Source organism: Streptomyces kanamyceticus, from assembly GCF_008704495.1.
GTDB classification, from domain to species: Bacteria; Actinomycetota; Actinomycetes; order Streptomycetales; family Streptomycetaceae; genus Streptomyces; species Streptomyces kanamyceticus.
Window position 1 is genome coordinate 575,768 of record NZ_CP023699.1, and the last position, 23,390, is coordinate 599,157.

The following is a 23,390-nucleotide window of genomic DNA, read 5'->3' on the forward strand; positions in this document are numbered from 1 at the left end:
TCTCTGCTGTCCGCACGGCAGCACGAAGCCGAGCACCTGCGAATGTCGGCGACGCTAACAGCGATTCCCTGACGATCCCGCTGCCGATCCCCCTGACCATCCCCCTGCCTTGGCCGGACTCCCCTGTTGCCCATCTAGGGGGTTGCACGAATAACGTCACACGTACTTTTCTGCCTCGTGACCGACTACGGAACGGCAGGAAGGGTGAGGTTATGTCTGCGCCCGTCGCGGCACCGTACTGCCGCTTCGAGAAGATCGGGTCGCCGGACCTCGAAGACGACGAGACGGTACTCGGCGTCATCGAACACGGCACCGGCCATACCGGGGCGTCGCTGGTGGACGGCGTCCCGCGAACCGCCTTGCACACCACGACCCGTGACGAGGAGGCGTTCGCCGAGGTCTGGCACGCGGAGCCGCCCGTCGAGTCCGGTACGGACGACGGCATCGCGTGGGCCCGCACCGGCGAGTACCTGTTCGGTGTGGGGCGCGTCCCCGAGAGCCGCAGGTACGCCGATGCCGTCTCGGCGCTCTACACGCGCCTCTTCGGGCTGACCCGGTCGCTGGGATACCCGCTGCTCGCCCGTACGTGGAACTACGTCAGCGGCATCAACTCGGCGAACGCGGACGGCCTCGAGGTGTACCGGGACTTCTGCGTGGGCCGCGCCCAGGCGCTCGACGAGGGCGGCATCGACCCGGCGAGCATGCCCGCGGCCACCGGCATCGGCACGCACGGGGGCGGCATCGCCTGCGCGTTCATCGCGGCCCGCGGCGGGGTCCGGGTCAACATCGAGAACCCCGCCGTCCTCACGGCACACCACTACCCCGCGGCATACGGCCCGCGCTCCCCGGTCTTCGCGCGGGCCACCTGGGTGGGCCCGCCGGACGGTGGCCGGCTGTTCGTTTCCGCGACGGCCGGCATTCTCGGACACGAGACGACGCACCACGGTGACGTGACCGGTCAGTGCGAGGTCGCCCTGGACAACATCGCCCGGGTCGTCGGCGCGGAGAACCTGCGCCGCCACGGGATCCGGCGGGGGCACGTCCTCGCCGACGTCGACCACCTCAAGGTCTACGTCCGCCGCCGCGAGGACCTCGCGGCGGTGCGCCGCGTCTGCGCCGCCCGCCTGTCGAGCACCGCGACCGTCGCGATATTGCACACCGACATCGCCCGCGGCGACCTGCTCGTCGAAATCGAGGGGGTGGTGCGGTGACATCACACGGAAAGAGGCCGGGCACTCTGCGCCTTGGCGGTTCCCCAAAGAAACGGAATTCAACGAATCGGGAAATAGTCGCCGCCGACCGGGCCGAGCCGTTGCTCGCGTCTTTCGCACAGCGGCGCATCTGGTTCCTCCAGCAATTGGATCCGGACAGCAATGCCTACAATCTTCCGCTCGTGCGGCGCCTGCGCGGTCCTCTTGACCCGGCGCTTCTGGAGCGCGCGCTCACGCTCGTCGTGGCGCGGCACGAGGCATTGCGGACGGTGTTCGACGCCGCGGACGGCGAGCCCGTCCAGCGGGTGCTTCCCGTCCCGTCCCGGATCCTGCGGCACACGCGGGCCGACGGCGAGCAGGGCGCCGCCCGGCTCGTCCACGACGAGATCGCCGCGCCGTTCGACCTCTCCACCGGGCCGTTGATCAGGGCTCTGCTGATCCGCGTCGGTGACGACGACCACGTCCTCGCGGTGACCGTGCACCATGTCGCCGCCGACGGCTGGTCGTTCGGGCTTCTCCAGCTCGAACTCGCCGCGCACTGCACGGCACTTCGGGACACGTCCCGTCCCGCCGTGCTGCCGCCGCTGCCGCTGCAGTACGCCGACTTCGCCGCCTGGGAGCGGCGCGAACTCACCGGCGCCGGGCTCGAACAGCGCCTGGCCTACTGGCGCGACCGGCTCAGCGGCGCCCCTGCCGTGCTCAAGCTGCCCACCGACCGCCCCCGCCCGCCCGTGGCCGACGCGGACGCGGGCATGGTCGAGTGGCGGCCACCGGCCGAACTGGCCGCCGCGGTCCACCGACTGGGCCGCGACGCGGGCACGTCCACGTTCATGACGCTCCTCTCGGCGTTCCAGCTCGTCCTCGCCCGGCACTCGGGCACCCGGGACGTGCTGGTCGGCACGCCCGTCGCGAACCGCACGCGGACGGAGTTCGAGGGCCTGATCGGCATGTTCGTCAACACCCTCGCGCTGCGCGGCGACCTCTCCGGCGACCCGTCGTTCCGGGAGCTCCTGGACCGCTGCCGGGCCACGGCCACGGACGCGTTCGCCCACGCCGACCTGCCGTTCGAGAACCTCATCGAGGTCGTCGCACCGGACCGCGACCTGTCGGTCAACCCGGTCGTCCAGGTGCTGCTGCAGGTGTTGCGGCGCGACGCCACGACGGCCGCGCTGCCCGGCGTCACGGCCGAGCCGTTCGGCACCGGCCGCTGGTTCACCCGCTTCGACCTCGAGTTCCACGTGTACGAGGAGGCGGACGGCGCTCTCACCGGTGAACTCCGCTACAGCCGGGCGCTGTTCGACGAGGAACGGATCACGCGGCTGCTCGACGAGTTCACGGCGGTGCTGCGGGCGGCCGCCGCCGCACCCGACACACGGCTGTCCCAGCTGCCAGGTGACGACGCGACGCCGACACCCGCGATCCCCTCGAACGACACGGCGCGGGAACTGCCCGTCGACACACTGCCGGAACTGCTGGCCGGGTACGCCGCACGGACCCCCGACGCCGTGGCCGTCACGGATCCGCGGACCTCACTCACGTACGCGGACCTTGACCGGCGCGCGAACCGCCTCGCGCACCTGCTCCGCGCGCGCGGCACCACCACCGGCGACCTCGTCGGAATCTGCGCCGACCGCGGCGTCGACCTCGTCGTCGGCATCGTAGGGATCCTCAAAGCGGGTGCCGCGTACGTGCCGCTCGATCCCGAACACCCGCCGGAGCGCACGGCGTTCGTCCTTGCCGACGCTCAACTGACCGCGGTGGTGGCACACGAGGCCTACCGCCATCGGTTCTCCGATGTGCCGCACGTGGTGACGCCCGACGACCCGGACCTCGACCGGCAGCCGGACACGGCGCCGCACCTCACGCTCGACCGGGACAGCCTCGCCTACGCGATCTACACGTCCGGTTCGACCGGCAAACCCAAGGCCGTGCTCATGCCCGGCGTCAGCGCCGTCAACCTGCTGCTCTGGCAGGAGCGCACGATGGGCCGCGAACCGGCGAGCCGCACGGTCCAGTTCGTGACCGCCACGTTCGACTACTCGGTCCAGGAGATCTTCTCCGCGCTGCTCGGCGGCACGCTCGTCATCCCGCCGGACGAGGCCAGGTTCGACCCGCCGGGACTCGCCCGGTGGATGGACGAGCAGGCGATCACGCGGATCTACGCGCCGACGGCCGTGCTGCGCGCGCTGGTCGAACACGTCGACCCGCACAGCGATCAGCTCTCCGCGCTCCGGCACCTCTGCCAGGGCGGCGAGGCGCTGACTCTCGACGCGCGGCTGCGCGAACTCTGCCGACACCGGCCCCACCTGCGCGTCCACAACCACTACGGCCCGGCCGAGAGCCAGCTCATCACCGGGTACACGCTGCCCGCCGACCCCGACACGTGGCCCGCCGCCGCACCGATCGGTCCGCCGATCGACAACACCCGCATCCATCTGCTCGACGACGCGCTGCGACCGGTTCCCGACGGCATGCCGGGGCAGCTCTGCGTCGCCGGCGTCGGCCTCGCCCGCGGCTATCTCGCCCGCCCCGAACTGACCGCCGAGCGATGGGTGCCCGGCGGCGCCACCGGCGAGGAACGCATGTACCTCACCGGCGACCTGGCCCGCCGGGCGCCCGGCGGCGACCTCGACTTCCTCGGCCGGATCGATGACCAGGTCAAGATCCGCGGCATCCGCATCGAGCCGGGCGAGATCGAGAACGTCCTCGCCGAGGACGCCCGCGTCGCACACGCCGCCGTGTCCGTACGCGAGGATCCGCGGGGCGAGAAGTTCCTTGCCGCGTACGTCGTGCCGACCGCCGGTCCGCACGGCGACGGCCTCGCCGCGTCGTTGCGCGAAGGTCTTGCCGACCGGCTGCCCGCCTATCTCGTGCCGTCCGCCGTCGTCATCGTGGACGCGCTGCCCCGGACCACGAGCGGCAAGGTGGACCGGCGCGCGCTGCCCGACCCGGCGCCCGACTCGGCGGCGCCCCGGAAGGTCGCGCCCCGCAACCACGCCGAACGGGTGGTGTGCCGGATCTTCCAGGACGTGCTCGGCGTCCCGCGGGTCGGCATCGACGACGAATTCTTCGCGCTCGGCGGGCATTCCCTGCTCGCCACGCGAGTCGTCTCGCGGATCCGCGCCGAGCTGGGTGCGGACGTCGCGCTGCGGACGCTCTTCGACGCACGGACCCCCGCGGCGCTCGCCCGCGCCGTGGACGAGGCAGGACCCGCCGCCCTGCCCCCGATCCTGCCCTCCCCCTGTGCCGGGCCCACCCCCATCACCGCCGCACAGGAGCAGATGCTGCACTCGCACGGATCCCTGCTCGCCGCCCCTTCCTACACGGTCGCCCCGTACGGGTTCCGGCTGCGCGGGCCGCTCGACCGCGACGCGCTGGACGCGGCACTGACCCGGATCACCGCACGGCACGAGCCGTTGCGGACCGGATTCCGGGGCCGGGAGCAGATCGTCGGGCCGCCCGTCGCGGTACGTGCCGAGGTGGTCGATGTGCCGTCCGGTGACGTCGGCGCCGCGGCCCGGGTGGCCCGCGAGGAGCTGGCCCGGCCGTTCGACCTGGTGGCCGGACCGTTGCTGCGCGCCGTGCTCCTGCCGCTGGGCACCGAGGACCACGTACTGCTGCTGATGCTCCATCACCTCGCCGGTGACGGCTGGTCGTTCGACCTCCTGGTCCGGGAACTGTCGGGGGCCTCGCCCGACCTGCCGGTGTCCTATCCTGACGTGGCCCGCTGGGAGCGGATCCCGGCCGTCGTCGCGGCGCGGGAGGACGACCGGGCGTACTGGCGCCGACAGTTCGAAGGTGCCGGCGCGCCCGAGCTGCCCACGGTCCGGCCCCGGGGCACGACCGCGCCGGACGGGCGGGCCTTCCTCTGGACGTTCGACGACGCCACGGTCGCGGCGGCACGCCGGGTCGCCGATGCCAGGAACGCGACGCTGCACGAAACCGTGCTCGGCGCCTTCGCCCTGGTCGTGGCCGAGGCCGCCGACATTGATGACGTGCTCGTCGCGACGCCGTTCGCGGACCGGGGGCACGCCGGGACCGACCACCTCATCGGGTTCTTCGCGAAGGTACTCGCGCTGCGCATCGACGTCGGCAAGGGCAGCGGCGGCGGTGGCACACCGTCGTTCGCCGAGGTCCTGCGCCGGGTGCACACCGCGATGACCGGCGCCCACGCCCATCAGTCGGTGCCCTACTCGGCGATGCGCGCGGCGGACCCCGCACTGCCGCCGACTCCCGTGTCGTTCCAGCTCATCAGCGCGCTCAGCACGGAACTGCGGCTGCCCGGGCTGCGCACCGAGCCGTTTCCCGTCGTCGCCGAGACCGTCGACGAGATCAACGGCGAGCTGTCGGTCAATCTCTTCGACGACGGTCGCACCGTCTCGGGCGCGGTCGTCCACGACGCCGCGCTGCTCGACCGCGCGACCGTCGACGACCTGCTCACTCGGGTGGAGTCGACGTTGCGCGCCGCCGCAGGCGACCTCACCGTACGCGTCACCGGTCAAGTGGGAAGCGAGTAGCCGTGCCCGAACAGGACAAAACGGTCGAGTACCTCCGCTGGGCCACCACGGAACTGCAGAGGACCCGGGCGGAACTCGCCGCGCACAGCGAGCCCTTGGCGATCGTGGGCATGGCCTGCCGCCTGCCGGGCGGGGTGGCGTCGCCGGACGATCTGTGGCGGCTCCTGGAGTCCGGCGGCGACGGCATCGGCGCCTTCCCCGGAGACCGCGGCTGGGAGACCGGCGCCGACGGGCGCGGCGGATTCCTGTCCGGGGCGGCCGGGTTCGATGCCGCGTTCTTCGGCGTCAGTCCGCGTGAGGCGCTGGCGATGGATCCGCAGCAGCGCGTCGTCCTGGAGACGTCGTGGGAGGCGCTCGAACACGCGGGCATCGACCCGCACACACTGAACGGCAGCGACACCGGGGTGTTCCTGGGGGCGTTCTTCCAGGGTACGGAATCGGTGCCGACTTCGACGGGTACGGCACCACGAGCATCCACACCAGCGTGCTTTCGGGCCGCCTTTCGTACTTCTACGGCCTGGAGGGCCCGGCGGTCACGGTCGACACGGCGTGTTCGTCGTCGCTGGTCGCGCTGCACCAGGCAGGGCAGTCCCTGCGTACCGGCGAATGCTCCCTCGCCCTGGTCGGCGGCGTCACGGTCATGGCGTCACCCGCGGGCTTCGCGGACTTCTCCGAGCAGGGTGGCCTGGCGCCGGACGGGCGCTGCAAGGCGTTCGCCGAGGCGGCGGACGGCACCGCCTTCTCCGAGGGCTCCGGGGTCCTGGTCGTGGAACGGCTCTCCGACGCCGAACGCCACGGCCACCGTATTCTCGCGGTCGTACGAGGCTCCGCCGTCAACCAGGACGGCGCCTCCAACGGACTCTCCGCACCCAACGGGCCCTCCCAGGAACGCGTCATCCGCCAGGCCCTCGCGAACGCGGGCCTCCAGCCCTCGGACGTGGACGCGGTCGAGGCGCACGGCACCGGCACCCGCCTCGGCGACCCCATCGAGGCCACCGCACTCCTCGCGACCTACGGACAACACCGTACGACCCCGCTCCTGTTGGGTTCGCTGAAGTCCAACATCGGCCACACCCAAGCCGCCGCGGGCGTCGCGGGCATCATCAAGATGGTCCTGGCGATGCACCACGACACCCTGCCGCCCACCCTCCACGTCGACACACCCTCCTCACACGTCGACTGGACGACAGGAGGTGTCGAGCTCCTCACCGATGCCCGGCCCTGGCCCACCACCACAGGCCCGCGCCGCGCCGGTATCTCCTCCTTCGGAGTCAGCGGCACCAACGCCCACGTCATCCTCGAAAGCCCCACTCCGGTTCCCTCCCCCGGCGCCGAACCCGGCGCCCGCCCCGTACCCCTGCCCATCTCAGCCCGCACTCCCGAAGCACTCGACGAACACACCATCCGCATCCGTGCGTTCCTCGACGACAACCCCGGCGCGGACCACGTCGCTGTCGCACAGACGCTCGCGCGGCGCACCCCTTTCGAGCACCGCGCCGTGCTGCTCGGCGACACGCTCATCACCGCGGACCCGAACGCGGGCTCCGGTCCTGTCGTCTTCGTCTACTCCGGGCAGAGCACGCTCCACCCGCACACCGGTAGGCAACTCGCGGCCACGTACCCCGTGTTCGCCGACGCGTGGGGCGAGGTCCTCGGTCATCTCGACGCCGATCAGGGTCCTGCCACGCACTTCGCCCACCAGATCGCGCTCACCGCGCTCCTGCGGTCCTGGGGCATCGCCCCGCACGCGGTCATCGGTCACTCCCTCGGTGAGATCAGCGCCGCGTGCGCGGCCGGTGTCCTCTCCCTCGGCGACGCGAGCGCGCTCCTCGCCGCCCGCAGCCGTCTCATGGACGAGCTCCCCGCGGGCGGCGCCATGGTCACCGTGCTGACGAGCGAGGAGAACGCGCTCCGGGCGCTGCGGCCCGGGGTGGAGATCGCCGCGGTGAACGGCCCGCACTCCGTCGTGCTCTCCGGCGACGAGGGCCCCGTGCTCGCCGTCGCACAGCAGCTCGGCATCCACCACCGCCTGCCGACCCGCCACGCCGGGCACTCCGCGCGCATGGATCCGCTCGTCGCGCCCCTGCTCGAAGCCGCCAGCGGCCTGACGTACCACCAGCCGCGCATCGCCATCCCTGGAGATCCCACCACCGCCGCATACTGGGCGCGTCAAGTCCGCGACCAGGTGCGCTTCCAGGCACACGCCGAGCGGTACCCGGGCGCCACGTTCCTGGAGATCGGGCCCAACCAGGACCTCTCCCCCGTCGTCGACGGCATTCCCACCCAGACCGGAACGCCCGACGAGGTTCAAGCACTGCACACCGCACTCGCCCGCCTGCACACCCGTGGCGGCGTGGTCGACTGGCCGACCGTGCTCGGCGGTGATCGCGCGCCCGTCGCGCTGCCCACGTATCCGTTCCAGCACAAGGACTACTGGCTGCGGGCCACCGCCCAGGCGGATGTGACCGGCGCGGGACAGGAGCAGGTGGCGCACCCGCTGCTCGGCGCCGCGGTCGCGCTGCCCGGCACCGGCGGAACCGTCCTGACCGGCCGCGTCTCGCTCGCCTCCCACCCGTGGCTCGGCGGGCACGCCGTCAACGGCACCGTGCTCCTGCCCGGCGCGGCGTTCCTCGAACTCGCGGTGCGCGCCGGGGACGAGGCGGGCTGCGACCTGCTCCACGAGCTCGTCGTCGAGACACCGCTGACGCTGCCCGCGACCGGCTCCGTGGCGATCTCCGTCGAGGTCGCCGAGCCCGACGACACGGGACGGCGGGCGGTCACCGTCCACGCGCGGGCCGATGGCGCCGTGCTGTGGACCCGGCACGCCACCGGGTTCCTCGGCAAGGCCGCCGCGACGACTGCCGAGACGGGGGACCCTGCGCCTTGGCCGCCCGCCGGGGCCCGGCCGGTCGATGTCGGCGACGTCTACGAACGGTTCGGGAGTATCGGGTACGCATACGGTTCCGCGTTCCAGGGACTGCGCGCCGCATGGCGCGACGGCGACACCGTGCACGCCGAGGTCGCGCTTCCCGACGAACAGGGCCCGGACGCAGCCCGGTTCACGCTGCACCCCGCGCTGCTCGACGCCGCGTTCCAGGCCGGGGCGCTGTCCGCGCTCGACGCGCCCGGCGAGGCGGCCCTGCTGCCGTTCTCGTTCCAGGACGTCCGGATCCACGCGGCCGGGGCGACGCGGGCGCGGGTCACCGTCAGCCGTGACGGCGATCGCAGCACCGTGCGCATGACCGGCGAGGACGGACAGCCGGTGGCCGAGGTGGGCTCTGTGGTGTCGCGCCCGTACGCGGGCGGCTCCGGCTCCGACGACGAGCTGCTGCGCCCGGTCTGGACCGAGCTGCCGATGCCCGCCCCGTCCGCGGCCGACCCGCGCGTGGAGGTTCTCGGCGCGGACCCCCTCGACGGCGAACCCGCCGCGGCGACACGGGAGTTGACCGCCCGCGTCCTCGACGCGCTTCAGCACCGCCTGTCCGCCACCGATGACGTGACCCTGGTCGTACGGATCGGCACCGGCCTGGCCGCGGCCGCCACCGCGGGTCTGGTCCGCTCCGCGCAGGCCGAGAACCCCGGCCGCATCGTCCTCGTCGAGGCGTCCCCGGACACTCCGGCGGACCTGCTCACCGCGTGCGCCGCCCTGGACGAACCACAGTTGGCCGTCCGGGACGGTGTGCTCTTCGCGCCGCGGCTGGTCCGGATGTCCGACCCCGTGCACGGTCCGCTGCCCCTGCCGGACGGCGACTGGCTGCTCACTCACTCCGCGTCCGGCGTCCTGCACGACGTCACGCTCGCCGTCGACGGCACACCTCGCCGGGCACTGGAAGCCGGTGAGGTCCGCGTCGACGTCCGGGCCGCGGGTCTGAACTTCCGCGACGTGCTGATCGCGCTCGGGACGTACGACGGAGCCACCGCACTGGGCGGCGAGGCCGCGGGCATCGTCGTGGAGACCGGGCCCGGCGTGGCCGATCTGGCCCCCGGTGACCGGGTGTTCGGCCTGACCCGGGGCGGCATCGGCCCGACAGCCGTCACGGACCGGCGCTGGCTGGCCCGGATTCCCGACGGGTGGAGCTTCACCACGGCGGCATCCGTCCCCATCGTGTTCGCGACCGCGTGGTACGGCCTGGTCGACCTCGCGGGGCTGCGCGCGGGCGAGAAGGTCCTCGTGCACGCGGCCACCGGCGGTGTCGGCATGGCCGCCACGCAGCTCGCCCGGCACCTGGGCGCCGAGGTCTATGCCACCGCGGGCACCGGGAAACAGCACGTCCTGCGCGCCGCCGGGCTGCCCGGCACACACATCGCCGACTCGCGGACGACAGCGTTCCGGACCGACTTCCCGCGCATGGACGTCGTCCTCAACTCGCTGACCGGTGAGTTCATCGACGCATCACTCGAACTCCTCGACGCGGAAGGACGGTTCGTCGAGATGGGCCGCGCCGAGCTGCGCGACCCGGACACGATCACGCCCGCCTACCTGCCGTTCGACCTCATGGACGCGGGCACCGACCGCATCGGCGAGATCCTGGGCGAACTCCTCCAGCTGTTCGACGCGGGCGCCCTGACCCCGCTGCCGGTCCGCGCCTGGGACGTCCGGCAGGCGCGTGACGCGCTCGGCGTGATGAGCCGCGCCCGCCACATCGGCAAGAACGTCCTCACGCTTCCCCGGCCGCTCGACCCGGAAGGCGCGATCGTCATCACCGGAGGCTCCGGCACGCTCGCGGGCATCCTCGCGCGCCATGTGAGCGGGCAACACGTCTACCTGCTGTCCCGCACGGCACCGCCCGAGGGAACGCCCGGCATCCACCTGCCCTGCGACGTCGGTGACCGCCAGCAACTGGCCGCGGCCCTGCGCCGGATCGACCGGCCGATCACCGCCGTGGTGCACACCGCGGGCGCACTGGACGACGGCACCCTCCCGTCGCTCACGCCCGAGCGCTTCGACACCGTGCTGCGCCCCAAGGCCGACGGAGCCTGGCACCTGCACGAACTCACGAAGGACCAGGACCTCGCCGCGTTCGTGCTCTACTCCTCGGCCGCCGGAGTACTCGGCAACGCGGGACAGGGCAACTACGTCGCCGCGAACGCGTTCCTCGACGCCCTCGCCGAACAGCGCCAGGCGGCCGGGCTGCCCGCGCTCTCCATCGCCTGGGGGCTCTGGGAGGACACGAGCGGGCTGACCGCCGAGCTCAGCGAGGCGGACAGGCAGCGGATGCGGCGGAGCGGATTCCGCACGATCAGCGCGCGCCAGGGCATGCGGCTGTACGAGGCGGCGAGGCGCACCGGAAGTCCCGTGGTGGTGGCGGCCGCGCTCGACGACGCCCCGGACGTGCCGCTGCTGCGCGGGCTGCGGCGTACGACCGTCCGGCGGGCCACCGTCCGGGAACGCTCCCTCTCCGACGAGCTCGCCGTGCTGCCCGACGACGAGCGCGCCGACGCGCTCCTCGCGTTCGTCAGGAACAGCACCGCCACCGTGCTCGGCCACCTGGGCGCGGAAGACATCCCGGCGACAGCGACGTTCAAGGAACTCGGCATCGACTCGCTCACCGCGGTCCAGCTGCGCAACGCGCTGACCACGGCGACCGGCGTACGCCTCAACGCCACGGCGGTCTTCGACTTTCCGACGCCGCGCGCGCTCGCCGCGAGACTCGGCGACGAGCTGGCCGGTACCCGCGCGCCCGTCGCGGCCCGGACCGCGGCCACCGCGGCCGCGCACGACGAACCACTGGCGATCGTCGGCATGGCCTGCCGCCTGCCGGGCGGGGTCGCGTCGCCGGAAGGGCTGTGGCGTCTCGTCGCGTCCGGCACCGACGCCATCACGGAGTTCCCCGCGGACCGCGGCTGGGACGTGGACGCGCTCTACGACCCCGACCCCGACGCGATCGGCAAGACCTTCGTCCGGCACGGCGGCTTCCTCGACGGCGCGACCGGCTTCGACGCCGGGTTCTTCGGGATCAGCCCGCGCGAGGCCCTGGCCATGGACCCGCAGCAACGGGTGCTCCTGGAGACGTCCTGGGAGGCGTTCGAAAGCGCGGGCATCACCCCGGACTCGGCCCGGGGCAGCGACACCGGCGTGTTCATCGGCGCGTTCTCCTACGGGTACGGCACAGGGGCGGACACCAACGGCTTCGGCGCGACAGGATCGCAGACCAGCGTGCTCTCCGGCCGCCTTTCCTACTTCTACGGCCTGGAGGGGCCGTCGGTCACGGTCGACACCGCCTGCTCGTCGTCGCTGGTCGCCCTGCATCAGGCCGGTCAGTCGCTGCGCTCGGGCGAATGCTCGCTCGCCCTGGTCGGCGGCGTCACAGTGATGGCGTCGCCCGGCGGATTCGTCGAGTTCTCCCGGCAGCGCGGGCTCGCGCCGGACGGGCGGGCGAAGGCGTTCGGCGCGGGCGCGGACGGTACGAGCTTCGCCGAGGGCGCCGGTGCCCTGGTGGTCGAGCGGCTCTCCGACGCGGAGCGCCACGGCCACACCGTCCTCGCCGTCGTGCGCGGCTCCGCGGTCAACTCCGACGGCGCGTCGAACGGTCTGTCGGCGCCGAACGGCCCGTCGCAGGAACGCGTCATCCGCCAGGCACTCGCCAACGCGAAACTCACCCCCGCCGACGTCGACGCGGTCGAGGCGCACGGCACCGGCACCCGCCTCGGCGACCCCATCGAGGCGCAGGCGCTGCTCGCGACGTACGGGCAGGACCGGGCGACGCCCCTGCTGCTCGGCTCGCTGAAGTCGAACATCGGGCACGCCCAGGCCGCGTCAGGGGTCGCCGGGATCATCAAGATGGTGCAGGCCATCCGGCACGGGGAGCTGCCGCCGACGCTGCACGCGGACGAGCCGTCGCCGCACGTCGACTGGACGGCCGGTGCCGTCGAGCTCCTGACGTCGGCCCGGCCGTGGCCGGGGACCGGTCGCCCGCGCCGCGCCGCCGTCTCGTCGTTCGGGGTGAGCGGCACGAACGCCCACATCATCCTTGAGGCGGGCCCGGTCAAGGCAGGTCCGGTCGAGGCAGGCCCGGTCCCCGCGGCGCCGCCGTCAGCACCGGGCGAAGACCTTCCGCTGCTGGTGTCGGCGCGGTCCCCGGAGGCACTCGACGAGCAGATCGGGCGCCTGCGCACCTACCTCGACACCCGCCCTGGCGTCGACCGGGCGGCCGTGGCACAGACATTGGCCCGGCGCACGCACTTCGCCCACCGCGCCGTGCTGCTCGGTGACACCGTCATCACCACTTCCCCCTCGCACCAGGCCGACGAACTCGTCTTCGTCTACTCCGGTCAGGGCACCCAGCATCCCGCGATGGGCGAGCAACTCGCCGCCGCCTTCCCCGTGTTCGCCGAGACCTGGCACGACGCGCTCCGGCGGCTCGACGACCCCGACCCGCACGACCCCACACGGAGCCAGCACACGCTCTTCGCCCACCAGGCGGCGCTCACCGCCCTCCTGAGGTCCTGGGACATCACGCCGCACGCCGTCATCGGCCATTCGCTCGGCGAGATCACCGCCGCGTACGCCGCCGGGATCCTGTCGCTCGACGACGCCTGCACCCTGATCACCACGCGCGCCCGCCTCATGCACACGCTTCCGCCGCCCGGCGCCATGGTCACCGTGCTGACCGGCGAGGAGGAGGCCCGTCAGGCCCTGCGGCCGGGCGTGGAGATCGCCGCAGTCAACGGCGCCCATTCCGTCGTACTTTCGGGCGACGAGGACGCCGTGCTCGATGTCGCACAGCGGCTCGGCATCCACCACCGCCTGCCCGCGCCGCACGCCGGTCACTCCGCGCACATGGAGCCCGTGGCCGCCGAGCTGCTCGCCACCACCCGTCGGCTCCGCTACGACCGGCCCCACACCGCCATTCCGAACGACCCCACCACCGCCGAGTACTGGGCCGAACAGGTCCGCAACCCCGTGCTGTTCCACGCCCACACCCAGCAGTACCCCGACGCCGTGTTCGTCGAGATCGGCCCCGGCCAGGACCTCTCACCGCTCGTCGACGGCATCGCGCTGCAGAACGGCCCGGCGAACGAGGCGCACGCGCTGCGCACCGCGCTCGCCCGCCTCTTCTCGCGCGGCGCCACGCTCGACTGGCCCCTCGTGCTCGGCGGTGCTTCGCGGCACGACCCGGACGTCCCCTCGTACGCGTTCCAGCAGCGGCCCTACTGGATCGAGTCGGCTCCCCCGGCCACGGCCGACGCGGGCCACCCCGTCCTCGGCACCGGAGTCGCCGTCGCCGGGTCACCGGGCCGGGTGTTCACGGGTCCCGTGCCGACCGGTGCGGACCGCGCGGTGTTCATCGCCGAACTGGCCCTCGCCGCCGCCGACGCCACCGACTGCGCGACGGTCGAACAGCTCGACATCACCTCCGTGCCCGGCGGGTCCGCCCGCGGCAGGGCCATCGCGCAGACCTGGGTCGATGAACCCGCGGCCGACGGGCGGCGCCGGTTCACCGTGCACTCCCGGGTCGGCGACGCTCCGTGGACGCTGCACGCCGAGGGGGTTCTCCGCCCCGGCGGCGTGCCCCGGCCCGACGCCGTCGACGCCGCCTGGCCCCCGCCGGGCGCGGTGCCCGCGGACGGTCTTTCCAGGGCGTGGCGACGCGCGGACCAGGTCTTCGTCGAGGCCGAAGTCGACAGCCCCGACGGCTTCGTGGCACACCCCGACCTGCTCGACGCGGTCTTCTCCGCGGTCGGCGACGGGAGCCGCCAGCCGACCGGCTGGCGCGACCTCGCGGTGCACGCGTCGGACGCCACCGTGCTGCGCGCCTGCCTCACCCGCCGCGCCGGTGGTGTCGTGGAACTCGCCGCCTTCGACGGCGCCGGTCTGCCGGTGCTCACCGCGGAGTCGGTGACGCTGGGCGAGGTCGCGTCGGCAGGCGGATCCGACGAGTCGGACGGTCTGCTTCGGCTTGAGTGGTTGCCGGTGGCGGAGGCCCACTACGACGGTGCCGACAGCCTGCCCGAGGGCTACACCCTCATCACCGCCACACACCCCGACGACCCCGAAGACGACCCCACCAACCCCCACAGCACACCCACACGCACCCACACACAAACCACACGCGTCCTGGCCGCCCTCCAACACCACCTCACCACCACCAACCACACCCTCATCATCCACACCACCACCGACCCCCCAGGCGCCGCCGTCACCGGCCTCACCCGCACCGCACAAAACGAACACCCAGGCCGCATCCACCTCATAGAAACCCACCACCCCCACACCCCACTCCCCCTCACCCAACTCACCACCCTCAACCAACCCCACCTACGCCTCACCAACAACACCCTCCACACCCCCCACCTCACCCCACTCACCTCCACCGGCAACCCCAACCCCCACCACCCCACAACACCCACCCCACCCCTCAACCCCGACCACGCCATCCTCATCACCGGCGGATCCGGCACCCTCGCCGGAATCCTCGCCCGCCACCTCAACCACCCCCACACCTACCTCCTCTCCCGCACCCCACCACCCCCCACCACACCCGGCACCCACATCCCCTGCGACCTCACCGACCCCACCCAAATCACCCACGCCCTCAACCAGATACCCCAACCCCTCACCGGCATCTTCCACACCGCCGCCACCCTCGACGACACCCCCCTCCACACCCTCACCCCCAACGCCTCACCACCGTCCTCCAACCCAAAGCCGACGCCGCCTGGCACCTCCACCACCACACCCAAAACCAACCCCTCACCCACTTCGTCCTCTACTCCAGCGCCGCCGCCACCCTCGGCAGCCCCGGCCAAGCCAACTACGCCGCCGCCAACGCCTTCCTCGACGCCCTCGCCACCCACCGCCACACCCACAACCAACCCGCCACCACCATCGCCTGGGGCATGTGGCACACCACCACCACACTCACCGCACACCTCACCGACAGCGACCGCGACCGCATCCGGCGCGGCGGTTTCCTGCCGATCTCGGACGACGAGGGCATGCGCCTCTACGACGCGGCCGTCGGCTCGGGCGAGGACTACGTACTGGCCGCCTCGATGGACCCGGCGCAGCCGATGTCGGGCGACGTACCGCCGATCCTCAGCGGTCTGCGCAGAAGCGCGCGCCGCACCGCCCGGACCGGGCAGACGTTCGCGCAGCGCCTCGCCGAACTGCCCGACGCCGACCGCGACACGGCGTTGAGCACCCTCGTCATGGATGCCACGGCCGCCGTGCTCGGCCACGCCGACGCCTCCGAGATCGGGCCCACGACCACGTTCAAGGACCTCGGCATCGACTCGCTCACCGCGATCGAGCTGCGCAACCGGCTCGCGGAGGCAACCGGGCTCCGGCTGAGCGCCACGATGGTGTTCGACCATCCGACACCGCGGGTACTCGCCGCCAAGCTCCGCACCGACCTGTTCGGCACGGCCGTACCTACGCCCACGCGGACGACCCGGGCCCGTCACGACGAGCCCCTCGCGATCGTCGGCATGGCCTGCCGCCTGCCCGGCGGCGTGACCTCACCCGAGGACCTGTGGCGGCTCGTGGCGTCCGGCACGGATGCGATCACCGAGTTCCCCACCGACCGCGGCTGGGACATCGACCGGATGTTTGACCCGGACCCGGACGCGCCCGGCAAGACCTACGTCCGGCACGGCGGTTTCCTCTCCGAGGCGGCCGGGTTCGACGCCGCGTTCTTCGGCATCAGCCCGCGCGAGGCATGGGCCATGGACCCGCAGCAGCGCGTCATCCTCGAAACCGTATGGGAAGCGTTCGAGAACGCCGGAATCGTGCCGGACACCCTGCGCGGAAGCGACACCGGCGTGTTCATGGGCGCGTTCTCCCACGGGTACGGCGCGGGCGTCGACCTGGGCGGGTTCGGCGCCACGGCCACCCAGAACAGCGTGCTCTCCGGCCGCCTCTCGTACTTCTTCGGCATGGAAGGCCCGGCCGTCACCATCGACACGGCGTGCTCGTCGTCCATGGTCGCGCTGCACCAGGCGGCGCAGTCCCTGCGGGACGGCGAATGCTCGCTGGCACTCGCGGGTGGCGTCACGGTGATGCCCACACCGCTCGGCTACGTCGAGTTCTGCCGCCAGCGCGGGCTCGCCCCCAACGGCCGGGCCAAGGCCTTCGCGGAGGGCGCCGACGGTACGAGCTTCTCCGAAGGCGCCGGTGTTCTCGTCGTCGAGAGGCTCTCCGACGCCGAGCGCAACGGTCACACGGTCCTCGCGCTCGTCCGCTCCTCCGCCGTCAACCAGGACGGTGCCTCCAACGGCATCTCCGCGCCCAACGGCCCGTCGCAGCAGCGCGTGATCCGCCAGGCACTCGACAAGGCCGGACTCACTCCCGCCGACGTGGACGTGGTGGAGGCGCACGGCACCGGCACACCTCTGGGCGACCCGATCGAGGCGCAGGCCATCATCGCGACGTACGGGCAGGACCGCGACACACCGCTCTACCTCGGTTCGGTCAAGTCGAACATCGGCCACACCCAGACCACCGCCGGTCTCGCGGGTGTCATCAAGATGGTGATGGCGATGCGGCACGGGTTGCTCCCGAAGACACTCCATGTGGACGAGCCGTCGTCACATGTGGACTGGTCGGCAGGGGCGGTTGAGCTGCTCACGGAGGCGAGGCCGTGGCCGGACTCGGACCGCCCGCGCCGGGCAGGTGTGTCATCGCTCGGCATCAGCGGCACGAATGCGCATGTGATTTTGGAGGGGGTTGCGGAGTCGTCGGTTCGTAGCGGGGGTCGTCGGGTCTGGTGCCGTTGCCGGTGTCGGCGCGTACGGAGTCGAGCTTGGCGTTGCAGGTGGAGCGGGTCGGCGAGTATGTGCGGGGTGGGGCGGACCTGGGCGCGGTGGCGGATGGTCTGGTGCGTGGGCGTGCGGTGTTCGACCGTCGGGCGGTGTTGCTCGGGAGAGCACGGTCGCCGGAGTCGCTGTGGAGGGGGCGCGGACGGTGTTCGTGTTCCCGGGGCAGGGCTCGCAGTGGGTGGGCATGGGCCGGGAGTTGATGGGCGCCTCGGAGGTGTTCGCGGCGCGGATGCGGGAGTGTGCGGCGGCGTTGGAGCCGCATACCGGTTGGGATGTGCTGGATGTGCTGGGTGAGGCGGTGGTGGCTGATCGGGTGGAGGTGTTGCAGCCCGCGTCGTGGGCGGTGGCGGTGAGCCTGGCCGCACTGTGGCAGGCCCACGGCGTGGTGCCGGATGCGGTGATCGGGCATTCGCAGGGGGAGATCGCCGCGGCATGTGTGGCGGGAGCCTTGAGTCTGGAGGACGCCGCGCGGGTCGTGGCCTTGCGCAGCCAGACCATCGCTGCGCGGCTGGCCGGGCACGGGGCGATGGCATCAATCGCCCTGCCCGCCAGCGCCGTTGAGGTAGCGGAGGGCGTGTGGATCGCCGCGCGCAACGGTCCGGAATCCACCGTGGTCGCGGGCGATCCGGGCGCGGTGGAGCGGGTGCTGGCCCGGTATGAGGCTGCGGGTGTGCGGGTGCGCCGGATCGCGGTGGATTACGCCTCGCACACCCCGCACGTGGAAGCGATCGAGGAGCAACTCGCCGACGTCTTAGGGGGAATCACCAGCAGCGCACCTGACATCTCCTGGTGGTCGACGGTGGACAGCGGCTGGGTGACCGAACCGGTCGGTGACGACTACTGGTACCGCAACCTGCGTCAGCCCGTCGCGATGGACACCGCGATCAGTGAGCTGGACGGCTCGCTGTTCATCGAGTGCAGCGCCCACCCGGTGCTGCTGCCCGCCCTCGACCAGGAACACACCGTCGCCTCCCTGCGCACCGACGACGGCGACTGGGACCGGTTCCTGACCGCCCTCGCACAGGCCTGGACCCAGGGCGCACCCGTCGACTGGACCACCCTGATCGAGCCCGCCCCGCACCGCCTGTTGGACCTGCCCACCTACCCCTTCGACCACAAGCGGTACTGGATAGAGGCGGCCAGCGCAACCGACCTCACCGCCCTCGGTCTCACCGACACCGCACACCCCATGCTGGCGGCGACCGCCGCGCTGCCCACGAACGACGGCACCGTACTCACCGGCCGGATCTCCCTGCGTACCCATCCCTGGCTGGCCGACCACGCCATCCAGGACTCGGTGTTGCTGCCGGGCACAGCGTTCCTCGAACTCGTGGTGCGGGCCGGAGACGAGGTCGGCTGCGACACCATCGACGAACTGGTCATCGAGACCCCGCTCGTACTGCCCGTCACCGGTGCCGTCGACCTCACCGTCACCGTCGACCAGCCCGACACCACCGGCCACCGCCCGGTGAGCGTCCACGCACGCCCCGAAGGAACCGACACCTGGACCCGCCACGCCACCGGCACACTCACCACCAGCGCCACCGACACCACCCCCGCCCCGAGCTCCTTCCCGCAATGGCCGCCAACCAGCGCCTCTGCCATCGACATCACGGAGTTCTACGCCCAACTGGCCGTGCTGGGCTACCGGTTCGGCCCCACGTTCCGCGGACTGCGGGCAGCGTGGCGTGACGGTGACACCGTGTACGCCGAGGTGGCGCTGCCCGAGGACCGTGCCGCCGACGCGGACCGCTTCGGCGTACACCCGGCCCTGCTCGACGCCGCGTTGCAGAGCGGCAGTCTGCTCATGCTGGCATCGGACGGCGAGCAGGGCGTGCAACTGCCGTTCTCCTGGCACGGCGTCCGGTTCCACGCGACCGGGGCGACCTCACTGCGGGTGACGATCGTGCCCGGCCCCGACGGCCTCCGGCTCCGCGCCGCCGACAGCGAGAACCACCCCGTCGCGACCATCGACGCACTGGTCACCCGGCCTCCTGCCGACCTCGCACCCGCCGACCCTGTGCTGCGGGTCGGGTGGACCGCGGTGCCCGTACCTGCCGAGGTCAGCCCGTCCGACGCGGACGTACTGACACTGCACAGCGACGATGCCGATCCGGTCCAGGAAACCCGGGAACTCACCACTCGCGTGCTCGACGCGCTGCTGGAGGTCGAGCGGACCCTGATCGTCCAGGTCACCGGCGGTCTTGCCGCGATGGCGGCCGCGGGCCTGGTCCGCACCGCTCAGAGCGAGCAGCCCGGCCGTTTCTTCCTCGTCGAGACGGACCCCGGAGAGGTCTTGGACAGCGCGCGGTGCGACACGATCGCGGCGCTCGGCGAGCCCCGGCTGCGGCTTCGCGACAACCGGTTCGAGGCAGCCCGGCTGGTGCGCGCCACACCCGCCCTGACGCCTCCGGACACCGGGTCGTGGCAGCTGCGGCAGTCCGCCACCGGCTCGCTCGACGACCTCGCCCTCGTGCCCACCGACGAGCCCGACCGGCCGCTCGCAGCCGGTGAGGTGCGGATCGCGGTACGTGCGGCGGGCCTGAACTTCCGCGACGTCACGGTCGCCCTCGGCGTGGTCGCCGATGACCGCCCGCTCGGCAGCGAAGCCGCCGGTGTCGTCCTGGAGACCGGTCCCGGCGTGCACGACCTGGCGCCGGGCGACCGGGTCCTGGGGATGCTCGCTGGCGCGTTCGGGCCGGTCGCGATCACTGACCGTCGGCTGCTGGGCCGAGTGCCGGAGGGTTGGACGTTTCCGCAGGCGGCGTCGGTGGTGACGGTGTTCGCGACCGCCTGGTACGGCCTGGTCGACCTGGCCGAGCTGCGCACCGGCGAGAAGGTCCTGATCCACGCGGCGGCCACCGGAGTCGGCGCGGCCGCCCTCCAGATCGCCCGCCACCTGGGCGCGGACGTGTACGCCACCGCCAGCACCCCCAAACAGCACCTGGTGGACCTGGCACCCACCCACATCGCCGACTCCCGCAGCACCGCCTTCGCCGACACCTTCCCCCCGGCCGACGTCGTCCTCAACTCCCTCACCGGCGAACTCCTCGACGCCTCCACCGCACTCCTCACACCCGGCGGCCGGTTCATCGAAATGGGCAAGACCGACATCCGCCACCACGCCCAACAGCCCTTCGACCTCATGGACGCAGGACCCGACCGACTCCAGCAGATCATCACCCAACTCCTCGACCTGTTCGCCAACGGCACACTGCACCCCCTACCGGTCCACGCCTGGGACGTACGACAGGCGCGGGAGGCGTTCGGCTGGATGAGCAGCGGTCGGCACACGGGCAAGCTGGTACTCACGGTCCCGCGACCGCTCGACCCCGAGGGCGCCGTCATCATCACCGGCGGCTCCGGCACCCTCGCCGGAATCCTCGCCCGCCACCTCAACCACCCCCACACCTACCTCCTCTCCCGCACACCCCCGCCCGACACCACCCCCGGCACCCACCTGCGCTGCGACGTCAGCGACCCCACCCAACTCGCCACCGCCCTCGCCCAGATACCCCAACCCCTCACCGGCATCTTCCACACCGCCGCCACCCTCGACGACGCCCTCCTCGACAACCTCACACCCCAACGCATCGACACCGTCCTCAAACCCAAAGCCGACGCCGCCTGGCACCTCCACCACCAAACCCGCCACACCGACCTCACCGCATTCGTCCTCTACTCCGCGGTCGCCGGTGTCATGGGCAGTCCCGGCCAGGGCAACTACGTAGCGGCGAACGCGTTCCTCGACGCACTCGCCGAACACCGGCAGGCGAGGGGACTGCCCGCGCAGTCGCTCGCGTGGGGCATGTGGGCGGACGTCAGCGCACTCACCGCGAAACTCACCGATGCCGACCGCGAACGCATCCGGCGCAGCGGATTCCCGCCGTTGAGCGCGGCGGACGGCATGCGGCTTTTCGACTCGGCGGCGCGTACGCCGGAGCCGGTCGTCGTCGCCACGACCGTCGACGTCACCCGGCTCGACGGCCCGGTCGCGCCGCTGCTCCGCGGCCTGGTGGCCCACCGGTCAGGGCCGGTGCGAGCGGTCGCCCGCAACGCCGACGACGAGCCGCTCGCGGCACGTCTCGCCGGGCACACCGCCGCCGAGCAGCGGCGCGTGATGCAGGAGGTCGTGCTCCGTCAGGCGGCCGCGGTGCTCGCGTACGGCCTGGGCGAACAGGTCGCGGCGGACCGGCCGTTCCGCGATCTCGGCTTCGACTCGCTGACCGCGGTCGACCTGCGCAACCGGCTCGCGGCCGAGACGGGGCTTCGGCTGCCGACGACCGTGGTGTTCAGCCACCCGACGGCGGAGGCACTCGCCACGCACCTGCTCGAACTGCTCGACGCTCCTGCCGCCCTGACCGCCGGGGCGTCCCTGCCCGCGGTGACGGCCGCGCCCGGCACGGCCGCGCGGGATCAGGACGAGCCGATCGCGATCGTGGCGATGGCGTGCCGCCTGCCCGGCGGCGTGACGTCACCGGAGGAGCTGTGGCGGCTCGTCGAGTCCGGCACCGACGCGATCACCATGGCGCCCGGCGACCGGGGCTGGGACCTCGACGCGCTGTACGACCCGGACCCGGACGCGGTGGGCAAGGCGTACAACCTGCGGGGCGGATTCCTGGAGGGGGCGGCGGAGTTCGACGCGGCGTTCTTCGACATCAGCCCGCGGGAATCGCTCGGCATGGATCCGCAGCAGCGCCTGCTGCTCGAAACGGCGTGGGAGGCGATCGAGCGCGGCCGGATCAACCCCGCGTCGCTGCACGGCCGGGAGATCGGTGTGTATGTGGGTGCCGCCGCGCAGGGCTACGGTCTCGGCGCCGAGGACACCGAGGGCAACGCGATCACCGGCGGCTCCACGAGCCTGCTGTCCGGGCGGCTCGCGTACGTTCTCGGGCTCGAGGGCCCGTCCGTCACCGTCGACACGGCGTGCTCGTCGTCGCTGGTCGCACTGCACCTCGCATGTCAGGGGCTGCGCCTCGGCGAGTGCGAGCTCGCGCTGGCCGGTGGCGTTTCGGTGCTGAGCTCACCGGCCGCGTTCGTCGAGTTCTCCCGCCAGCGCGGTCTCGCGGCCGACGGGCGCTGCAAGTCGTTCGGTTCGGGCGCGGACGGCACGACGTGGGCCGAGGGCGTGGGTGTCCTCGTCCTCGAACGGCTCTCCGACGCCGAGCGGCTCGGCCACACCGTGCTCGCCGTCGTCCGCGGCAGCGCCGTCACGTCCGACGGCGCCTCGAACGGGCTCACCGCGCCGAACGGGCTCGCGCAGCAGCGGGTCATCCGCAAGGCGCTCGCCGCGGCCGGACTGACCGCCGCCGACGTGGACCTCGTCGAGGGACACGGCACGGGCACCCGGCTCGGCGACCCCGTCGAGGCGGACGCGCTGCTCGCGACGTACGGGCAGAACCGCCAGGAGCCGGTCTGGCTGGGCTCGCTGAAGTCGAACATCGGGCATGCGACGGCCGCGGCCGGTGTCGCGGGCGTCATCAAGACGGTGCAGGCGATCGGCGCGGGCACGATGCCGCGGACGCTGCACGCGGACGAGCCCTCGCCCGCCGTCGACTGGACCGCCGGGCGGGTGTCACTGCTCACCGGCAACCGGCCCTGGCCGGACGACGAGCGTGCCCGGCGAGCAGCAGTCTCCGCGTTCGGGCTCAGCGGGACGAACGCTCACGTCATCCTCGAACAGCACCGGCCGGAGCCCGTGGCGCCGCGACCGCCTCGCGAGGAACCTCGGCCGCTGCCCTGGGTGCTGTCCGCGCGGACCCCTGCCGCGCTGCGGGCGCAGGCCGCCCGGCTGCGCGATCACCTGGCGGCCGTGCCGGACGCGGACCCGTTGGACATCGGATACGCGCTGGCCACCAGCCGCGCCCGGTTCACACACCGGGCCGCGGTAGTGGCCACTTCC

At 72.6% G+C, this 23,390-nt stretch carries 2 protein-coding genes and 1 pseudogene; all 3 read left to right on the forward strand.

Annotated elements, in window-relative coordinates; translation table 11 throughout:
* Positions 1-212 precede the first annotated feature (212 nt).
* Positions 213-1,211: an FkbO/Hyg5 family chorismatase gene (locus tag CP970_RS02230; protein WP_055547736.1), complete on the forward strand. Its 999-nt coding sequence runs from the start codon at positions 213-215 to the stop codon at positions 1,209-1,211.
* A complete protein-coding gene (locus CP970_RS02235) occupies positions 1,208-5,728 on the forward strand; it encodes a non-ribosomal peptide synthetase (protein WP_150492893.1) in 4,521 nt (1,506 codons plus the stop codon). Before CP970_RS02230 ends, CP970_RS02235 begins: the two co-directional genes overlap by 4 nt.
* Before the next feature lie 11 nt (positions 5,729-5,739).
* Positions 5,740-23,372: pseudogene (locus CP970_RS46175) on the forward strand (beta-ketoacyl synthase N-terminal-like domain-containing protein); the annotation flags it as partial.
* Positions 23,373-23,390: the final 18 nt, after the last annotated feature.